This is a genomic window from Rhodoferax sp., assembly GCF_028689305.1.
In the GTDB taxonomy this organism is placed as follows: domain Bacteria; phylum Pseudomonadota; class Gammaproteobacteria; order Burkholderiales; family Burkholderiaceae_C; genus Rhodoferax.
In genome coordinates, this window is sequence record NZ_JAQTWM010000089.1 from 1 (window position 1) to 7,567 (window position 7,567).

General features: G+C 60.4%; 12 protein-coding genes. 10 read left to right on the forward strand and 2 right to left on the reverse strand.

Annotation, left to right across the window (positions count from 1 at the left end; genetic code table 11):
- From PHW99_RS15180 to PHW99_RS15200, 5 genes are all read left to right on the forward strand, one after another.
- Nucleotides 1-255: type II secretion system F family protein (locus tag PHW99_RS15180; RefSeq protein ID WP_300179360.1), on the forward strand; the 255-nt coding region annotated here is incomplete at its 5' end.
- A complete protein-coding gene (locus PHW99_RS15185; RefSeq protein ID WP_300179364.1) occupies nt 255-1,097 on the forward strand; it encodes an A24 family peptidase in 843 nt (280 codons plus the stop codon). The genes PHW99_RS15180 and PHW99_RS15185, both read left to right, overlap by 1 nt.
- 3 nt (nt 1,098-1,100) lie before the next feature.
- On the forward strand, nt 1,101-1,745 hold the full coding sequence (gene coaE / locus PHW99_RS15190) for a dephospho-CoA kinase (protein WP_300179367.1): 645 nt from the start codon (nt 1,101-1,103) through the stop codon (nt 1,743-1,745).
- Entirely contained in the window at nt 1,742-2,497 is a 756-nt protein-coding gene (gene zapD / locus PHW99_RS15195) for a cell division protein ZapD (protein WP_300179370.1), read from the forward strand. Before coaE ends, zapD begins: the two co-directional genes overlap by 4 nt.
- Nucleotides 2,494-2,715: a DNA gyrase inhibitor YacG gene (locus tag PHW99_RS15200; protein WP_300179373.1), complete on the forward strand. Its 222-nt coding sequence runs from the start codon at nt 2,494-2,496 to the stop codon at nt 2,713-2,715. Before zapD ends, PHW99_RS15200 begins: the two co-directional genes overlap by 4 nt.
- A 66-nt stretch (nt 2,716-2,781) precedes the next feature.
- Here the strand turns inward: PHW99_RS15200 and PHW99_RS15205 are convergent, their stop codons facing one another.
- Entirely contained in the window at nt 2,782-3,549 is a 768-nt protein-coding gene (locus tag PHW99_RS15205; RefSeq protein WP_300179376.1) for a sulfite exporter TauE/SafE family protein, read from the reverse strand.
- Nucleotides 3,550-3,566: 17 nt separating this feature from the next.
- Between PHW99_RS15205 and PHW99_RS15210 the strand changes: the two genes are divergently transcribed.
- A complete protein-coding gene (locus PHW99_RS15210; RefSeq protein ID WP_300179379.1) occupies nt 3,567-4,205 on the forward strand; it encodes a trimeric intracellular cation channel family protein in 639 nt (212 codons plus the stop codon).
- A gap of 35 nt (nt 4,206-4,240) precedes the next feature.
- Nucleotides 4,241-4,675, forward strand: coding sequence for a DUF1841 family protein (locus PHW99_RS15215; RefSeq protein ID WP_300179382.1), 435 nt, complete (start codon nt 4,241-4,243; stop codon nt 4,673-4,675).
- 12 nt (nt 4,676-4,687) lie between these two features.
- Here PHW99_RS15215 and PHW99_RS15220 read toward each other — a convergent pair whose 3' ends face one another.
- Nucleotides 4,688-5,347 (reverse strand): c-type cytochrome, encoded by a 660-nt coding sequence (locus PHW99_RS15220; RefSeq protein ID WP_300179385.1) that lies wholly within the window; start codon nt 5,345-5,347, stop codon nt 4,688-4,690.
- A gap of 167 nt (nt 5,348-5,514) precedes the next feature.
- Between PHW99_RS15220 and PHW99_RS15225 the strand changes: the two genes are divergently transcribed.
- The 3 genes from PHW99_RS15225 to PHW99_RS15235 are packed head-to-tail and all read left to right on the forward strand — an operon-like array spanning nt 5,515 to nt 7,213.
- Nucleotides 5,515-6,369, forward strand: coding sequence for a MoxR family ATPase (locus tag PHW99_RS15225; protein WP_300179388.1), 855 nt, complete (start codon nt 5,515-5,517; stop codon nt 6,367-6,369).
- Between the two features lie 17 nt (nt 6,370-6,386).
- The gene (locus PHW99_RS15230; protein ID WP_300179391.1) at nt 6,387-6,611 is read left to right on the forward strand and encodes a hypothetical protein; all 225 of its coding nucleotides are present in this window, start codon (nt 6,387-6,389) and stop codon (nt 6,609-6,611) included.
- A gap of 2 nt (nt 6,612-6,613) precedes the next feature.
- Entirely contained in the window at nt 6,614-7,213 is a 600-nt protein-coding gene (locus PHW99_RS15235; RefSeq protein ID WP_300179394.1) for a GNAT family protein, read from the forward strand.
- The last annotated feature ends 354 nt before the right edge of the window (nt 7,214-7,567 follow it).

Here is a 7,567-nt window from a genome sequence, read left to right on the forward strand (position 1 = left end):
CTGACCGCCGCCATGACCAATGTCAACCTGTTTCCGTCGATGGTGTTGCAGATGTGTGCCATTGGTGAAGAATCCGGCTCGATTGACCACATGCTGGGCAAGGCAGCCGATTTTTACGAAGCCGAAGTGGACGACATGGTGGCGGGCATCTCCAGCCTGATGGAGCCCATCATCATCGTGATCCTGGGGACCGTCATTGGTGGCATTGTGGTGGCCATGTACCTGCCTATCTTCAAACTCGGTCAGGTGGTCTGATGGATCTGTCGCCAAGCTTGAGTGCCAGTCTTTTTGGCGTATTGGGGTTGCTGATCGGCAGTTTCCTGAACGTTGTCATCTACCGTCTGCCGGTCATGCTGGAGGCGCAATGGAAAGCCGAATGTGCCGACATGGCTGGACAGACCTTGCCCTCGACCGCCCCCTTCAACCTGGTGGTACCACGTTCACGCTGCCAGAAATGCAGCCACCAGCTGTCCTGGTACGAGAACATTCCGGTATTGAGCTACCTCATGCTGCGCGGCAAGTGTGGCCATTGCCAGACCCCCATCAGCCTGCGTTACCCGCTGATCGAACTGGCCACCGCTGCGCTGTTGGCCTACTGTGGCTGGCGTTGGGGCGCCAGCCCCGCCGCGCTGGTGTGGAGCGGTTTTGCCGCCGCCCTGCTGACCCTGGGCATGATTGACTGGGACACCACCTTGCTGCCCGACGACATCACCCTGCCGCTGGCCTGGGCCGGCCTGATGGTGGCCACGCAAGGCTGGACCCAGGTTCCCCTGACCGATGCCCTGTGGGGCGCCGTTGGCGGCTATGTGTCCTTGTGGCTGGTCTACTGGGGCTTCAAGCTCGCCACCGGCAAGGAAGGCATGGGCTTTGGCGACTTCAAGCTGTATGCCGCGCTGGGCGCCTGGTTTGGCTGGCAGGCCCTGGTTCCCATCATCCTGATGGCCTCGGTGATTGGCGCCATCATCGGCATCGCCATGAAGTTTTCCAGCGGGTTGCGTGAAGGTGGCTACATCCCGTTCGGGCCGTTTCTGGCCGGGGCCGGGCTGACCGCCATGGTCACCGGGCCACAAGCCATCCTGAAAGTGGCAGGACTCTAGGCCATGGCGCGGGCGTGGCGCCTGGGGTTGACCGGCGGCATTGGCAGTGGCAAAAGCACGGTCGCCGCCGTGCTGGCCGAGCTGGGAGCTGCAGTGATCGACGCTGACGCCCTGGCCCGTTCGGTCACGGCACCGGGTGGCCTGGCGATCGCGGCCATTCGCCAAGTGTTTGGTGATGACTTCATCACCGAAGCCGGCGCCTTGGACCGGGACCGCATGCGCACCCTGGCCTACGCCGACACGAGCGCGCGCCAACGGCTGGAAGCCATCATCCACCCGCTGGTGAGCCAGGCAACCTGGCGTCAGGCGAGTGTGGCCGAGGCCAGCGGACATGCTTGTCTGGTGTTTGATGTGCCGCTGCTGGTGGAATCGGCCCACTGGCGCCGAAAAGTCGACCAAGTGCTGGTGGTGGACTGCGACGCCGAGACCCAGATCAGCCGCGTCATGACACGTAGCGCCCTGGAACGGTCCGCGGTGCAAGCCATCATCGCCGCACAGGCCAGTCGGGAGCGCCGGCTGAAAGCGGCCGATGCCGTGATTTACAACGACGGCATCTCCCTGGCTGTTTTAAGGGAACATGTCCATGCCCTGGCCGCCAGCTTCGGGCTATCATTGACACACCATCCAGACCCGGCCCAACTAGCGTGATTCTTTACGAATACCCCCTGCACGAACGCGTCCGCACCTATCTGCGGCTTGAACACCTTTTCCTGCGTTTGCACCAGTTGATCACGCGGGTGGACGCACTGGATCACCATTTTGCGCTGGCCACACTGTTTGAGATCATGGACGTGGCTGCCCGGGCCGACCTGAAGTCCGACCTGCTCAAGGACCTGGACAAACAAAAGCACCAGCTCGACAGCTACCGCGGCAATCCCGCCATTGCTGAAGCCGTGCTGGATCAGGTCATTGCTGACATCGACCGGTGTTTCAACGCCCTGAACAGCCAGCCAGGCAAGGCCGGACTGGCACTGACCGAAAACGACTGGCTGATGAGTATTCGCAGTCGCATCGGCATCCCTGGTGGCACCTGCGAATTTGACCTGCCATCGTATTACGCCTGGCAGCACAAAAGCGGGGTCAGCCGGCAACATGAATTGATGCAGTGGACCGATTCGCTGACACCATTGGCCGATGCGGTACATCTGTTGCTCAAGCTGCTGCGTGACTCGGGCGCGCCGCAAAAAGTCATCGCCAACGCCGGCCAGTTCCAGCAGAACCTGCCGCAGGGCCGCACGTTCCTGCTGCTGCGGGTGGCACTGGACATGACCCAGGACCTGGTCCCGGAAATCAGTGGCAACCGGCTCATGGTGTCGGTGCGGATGATGCATCTGGGCGAAGGCCAGCGTCCCCAGGCAGTGGCCGATGATGTGGCCTTTGAACTGGCCCTGTGTTCATGAGCCACACCTCTGCCACACCACCACTGCCCGAAAAATGGGTCAGCTGCCCCACCTGCGGCGGCCCCAGCCGGTACGCAGCCAGCAACCTCTATCGGCCGTTTTGCAGCGAACGTTGCAAACAAATTGATCTGGGCGCCTGGGCCAGCGAGCAGTTTGCCGTTGCGGCAACCACCGACCCCGACGCCCTGGAAGCGGGCGACCAGTCCACAAATTTATAGACAAAATCTGCCTCCAGCCCAGTTGTAATATAGCACTTAAGCTATATTTATGATAGCAAATTGCCGTTAACGCAAGGCATCCCAAAGCAGCTTGAGTCCGGTCAAGGCCATGCCGGTATACAAAAACCGGTAAAACACCTTCTGGCTGATGCGGCGTGCCAGCCGAACCCCGACCCAGACCCCCATGGGTGCCAGGGGCAGCAGCACCAACGAGGTGGCCATGTTGCGCCAGTCCAGCAGGCCCAGCCAAGCGTAGGGAATCCATTTGGACAGATTGATCACAAAGAAGAAAAACGCCATGGTGGCGGTGAAGCGCACTGGTGACAGGCGCATGGGAATGATGTAGGCATTGATGGGCGGCCCCCCGGCATGGGCAATGAAGCTGGTGAAACCCGAAGTGGCCGTCAGCAGGGCGCCGAGCCAGCGTGGTGGTGGTGGACTGTCCGCCTGGGGTGGAAACAACAGCCGCTGGGCCAGAAACAGCAAGGTGAATGCGCCCACCAGCCCGGCCACCAGATGCGCGTCCAGCACCTTGAACAGCAAGGTGCCCACACCAATGCCGAGCAAACCCCAGGGCAGCAAAAAACGCAGCAATTTCAGGTCAAAGTCCTTGCGGAAAGCGGCCATGCCCAGAATGTCCATCACCAGCAGCACTGGCATCAAAATCGCCGCCGCCTGCGGCACACTCACCGCCAGCGCCATCATCGGCACCGCCAGCGAACCGAAACCGGCCCCGAAGCCACTTTTACTCACCCCCAGCAGCAACACGGCAGGAATGGTGACCGCGTAAAAAAACGGGTCCGTGATCAGCGGGAAAACTTCGGGTAAGGACATGACGCGACAATTGGGAAATGAATAACATCCAACATTGGGGAGAAACCCTCAGGCTGCTGGTTGAACTGGCCGGCACAGCGGCATTCGCATTGTCCGGTGTTTTGGAAGGCGCCCGCAAAAAGCTCGACGCCGTCGGCATTTTTGTGGTCGGTTTTCTGGCAGCATTTGGCGGCGGCACCCTGCGCGACCTGCTGCTGGACCAGCGGCCATTCTTCTGGGTGCGCCATGTGGAGGTGCTGTGGGGGGTGCTGGCGATCTGCCTGCTGGCCATGCTGTTTTTGCGCAGTCAGCACTTTGAAGCCACCCTCAAGACCATTGCCGTGCCCGACGCGCTGGGACTGGGCCTGTTCACCGCCACCGGCGTCCACCAAGCCCTGGTGGCCCAGAGCCCTGCCCTGGTGGCGGTGCTGATGGGACTGATCACCGGCGTGTTTGGCGGCGTGCTGCGTGACATTGTCTGTAATGAAATCCCCACCACGTTCAGCGACCATCAGCCTTATGCGGTCTGCGCCTTTGCCGGTGGCTGGGCCTACATCGGTCTCTGGCAACTGGGCACCCCCGGCTGGCTGGCGCTGCTGGGCTGCCTGATCGTCACCGCTGGTCTGCGTGGCCTGGCCATCTGGCGCAATTGGCAACTGCCGGTCTGGCAGGCTTAACCATCCTTTCCCCGACTCCTGACCCTGTATCACCCATGTTCAATCCTTCACAAGCCGATGTCCGCCGTTTTTTCTGTGCCGTTTATGCCAAGGCCCACGCTGGCCAGGCCATGGAAGCGATTGAAACCCTGGCCAGTCTGTGGATTGACGAACACCCCGAATATCACCGCGAATTGGCCGATGAAGCGACCGCGCTGTCCACCATGACCCAGGTGCAGGATGGCAAAACCAACGCGTTTCTGCACTTGTCCATGCACCTGTCGATCAGTGAACAATGCAGCATCGACCAGCCACGCGGCATCCGCCAGGCGGTGGAACTGCTGACCCATCGGCGCGATTCCCTGCACGATGCCCATCATGAAGTGATGGAGTGCCTGGGCCAGATGGTGTGGGAGAGTCAGCGCAATGGCCGTCCACCCGACGGCCAAACCTACATTGCCTGCGTGCAGCGCAAAGCCACGCAGGACTGAGTGCCCGCAGATTTATTTGAAGCGCGCCGGCTGAACCGTTTGCAGTTCACCCGGCAGGCTGGCCACATAGTCGGCCAGCACCTTGAGTTCCGCATTGGAGAACTGCTTGGCAATACCGCCCATGATCGCATTGCCACGGCCGATCAGCGGTTTGTCGGTGGTTTTGTAGGCCTTCAGTGCCACATAGAGGTAATCACCATGCTGGCCGGCAATCTTGGGGTAGGTCGGACTGATCGGTTTGCTGAAGTTTTCGCCATGGCAAGAGGTGCAACCCGCCTTGGTCACCAGTTCAGCCGCCTTGGCAGAACCAGGCTGCGCCTGGGGCGCCAGCGTGACGCCCGTGCCGGTGGACTCGTAGTACGCGGCCAGGTCAGCGATGTCCTGCGCGGTCAGGGACGAGGCCAGCGTGCGCATCGAGGGGTGTTTACGTTCGCCCGATTTGTACGCCTGCAAGGCAGCCATGATGTACGGTGCACTTTGGCCCGACAACTTGGGTACCTGGTGTGTTTCAGGAAACGCCGTGTGAAAACCCTTGATACCATGGCAACCAACGCACAAAGCGTTTTTCTTCGATCCGGCCAGCGGGTCGCCCTTGATATCCTGCGCCATGGCAGACAACGTGGTTCCGGTGGAGGCCAACAAGAGTAACAAGGACGGTAAAAATTTATTCATTTTGCGAAGAAAATCAAAAGTAAACACGCGGATCGTTTGACAAATATCAAAGAATTATAGGTAGCCTTGGCGCATGCAACAGTTGGCGTAAACCCGACATTTCCAACCCACCTCAAACAGCCGTGCTGTAGCGCTATGCTTTGCCCCTTATTCAAGACCCACCACCCATGAAATTCCAAGGCACACCAAACTACGTCGCCACTGCCGACCTGATGCTCTCGGTCAACGCCGCCATCACCCTGCAACGCCCGCTGCTGGTCAAGGGTGAACCCGGCACCGGCAAAACCATGCTGGCCGAGGAAGTGGCTGGCGCACTGAATCTGCCGCTGTTGCAGTGGCACATCAAATCCACCACCAAGGCGCAACAAGGCCTGTACGAGTACGACGCGGTCAGCCGCCTGCGCGACTCCCAGCTCTCGGACGTGGACGGTGGTGAGCGTGTCAAAAACATCCACAACTACATCGTCAAAGGCGTGTTGTGGCAGGCCTTTACCTCCGATCAGCCGGTGGCCCTGCTGATCGACGAAATTGACAAGGCCGACATCGAATTCCCCAACGACTTGCTGCGCGAAATCGACCGCATGGAGTTTTACTGTTACGAAACCCGCGAGTTGGTCCGCGCCAAACACCGCCCGCTGGTGTTCATCACCTCCAACAACGAAAAGGAGCTGCCCGATGCTTTTCTGCGCCGCTGCTTCTTCCACTACATCAAGTTCCCCGATGCCGCCACCATGAAACAAATTGTGGACGTGCACTTCCCCGGCCTCAAAGCCGAGTTGCTCAGCGCCGCCATGAAAACGTTTTTTGATGTGCGCAATCTGCCCGGTCTGAAAAAGAAACCCTCCACCAGCGAACTGCTGGACTGGCTCAAGCTGCTGATGGCGCAGGACATGGATGCGGCCAGCCTGCAAACACAAGGCGACAAGGTGGCGATCCCGCCGCTGGTTGGCGCTCTGCTCAAGAATGAGCAAGACGTGACACTGTTTGAAAAACTGGTGTTCATGCAAAGCCGCAACCGCTAAGCACCAGGACCCGCAACATGGACAAATCATTGTGGATTGAAGGTGTCTCGGACGCCGTGGGCTTCATCGGCGGCGCCCTGCTCGGTTATTGGGCCGGACTGCTGCTGGGCCTGGACATCTTTGCCGCCGGCTACACCAATGCCAGCATCGCCGGCATCGCCCTGGTCGGACTGGGCGGCGGACTGGGCCTGCAATTGGCCCGGCGTTGGCGCAGCACCAAAAATCGAACAAAAGAGGATTAACCATGGCCTTTGTTGAACCTGTCACCCTGAGCGCACGCGGTGTCACCCTGGTGCCGCTGGCCCTTGAACACGAAGACGGCCTACGCGCCGCCGCCGCTGACGGCGAGTTGTGGAACCTGCGCATCACCTCGGTGCCCGAGCCCGACCAAACCCGCGCCTACATCGAAACCGCGCTGGCCATGCGCGAAGCAGGCAACCGTTTTGCCTTTGCCGTGCTGGACGAGGCCAGCGGCAAGGTACTGGGCTGCACCAGCTACCACGACATCGTGCCCGCCATCAAGCGCGTGGAAATCGGCTGGACCTGGTACGCCCGAAGCGTCCAGCGCAGCCATGTCAATACCACCTGCAAACTGCTCATGATGACGCACGCCTTTGAGACCCTGGGCTGCCATGTGGTCGGCTGGCGCACCGACAACTTCAACTTTGCGTCACAAGCCGCCATCGAGCGCCTGGGCGCCAAAAAAGACGGTGTGATCCGTGGCCACGCCCTGCGCCGCGACGGCACCATCCGCGACACCGTCATGTACAGCATGCGCAGCGGCGAGTGGCCCGAGGCCAAGGCGCAGCTGCTGTATTTGTTAAACCGGCACCGCACCCAGTAATAGTCAACGGAGACCCCCTTGAACTGGGAAACATCCATCTCCGAAGCCATGGTCGTCAGGGATGGTGATGATCAAGTTGTCCTATTGCCAGCAGGGTTCCGGTTCCGAGGCCCCTGGGTGGACATTCGCCGAGAAGGCGATGCGCTGGTGCTGTCAGAAACACGAATGGCACCGGTCAGGAGCCTGAGCAGCCCAGCTTCGGCGGACCAAAAAGTTTTCGATAGACATCCTCCCCATGCTGATTGACTTCTTCTACACCCTGCGCGCCGCAAAACTCCCGGTCTCGGTCAAGGAATTCCTGACCCTGCTGGAGGCGTTAAAGCTCGGCGTGGTCGGCCCCAAGACGCCGCAGGC

What these genes read in the sequence shown, in the direction of transcription:
- PHW99_RS15185 (WP_300179364.1), top strand. Translation starts at nt 255, where the DNA reads ATGGATCTGTCGCCAAGCTTGAGTGCCAGTCTTTTTGGCGTATTGGGG.
- coaE (WP_300179367.1), top strand. Translation starts at nt 1,101, where the DNA reads ATGGCGCGGGCGTGGCGCCTGGGGTTGACCGGCGGCATTGGCAGTGGC.
- PHW99_RS15200 (WP_300179373.1), top strand. Translation starts at nt 2,494, where the DNA reads ATGAGCCACACCTCTGCCACACCACCACTGCCCGAAAAATGGGTCAGC.
- PHW99_RS15205 (WP_300179376.1), bottom strand. Translation starts at nt 3,549, where the DNA reads ATGTCCTTACCCGAAGTTTTCCCGCTGATCACGGACCCGTTTTTTTAC.
- PHW99_RS15210 (WP_300179379.1), top strand. Translation starts at nt 3,567, where the DNA reads ATGAATAACATCCAACATTGGGGAGAAACCCTCAGGCTGCTGGTTGAA.
- PHW99_RS15215 (WP_300179382.1), top strand. Translation starts at nt 4,241, where the DNA reads ATGTTCAATCCTTCACAAGCCGATGTCCGCCGTTTTTTCTGTGCCGTT.
- PHW99_RS15220 (WP_300179385.1), bottom strand. Translation starts at nt 5,347, where the DNA reads ATGAATAAATTTTTACCGTCCTTGTTACTCTTGTTGGCCTCCACCGGA.
- PHW99_RS15225 (WP_300179388.1), top strand. Translation starts at nt 5,515, where the DNA reads ATGAAATTCCAAGGCACACCAAACTACGTCGCCACTGCCGACCTGATG.
- PHW99_RS15230 (WP_300179391.1), top strand. Translation starts at nt 6,387, where the DNA reads ATGGACAAATCATTGTGGATTGAAGGTGTCTCGGACGCCGTGGGCTTC.
- PHW99_RS15235 (WP_300179394.1), top strand. Translation starts at nt 6,614, where the DNA reads ATGGCCTTTGTTGAACCTGTCACCCTGAGCGCACGCGGTGTCACCCTG.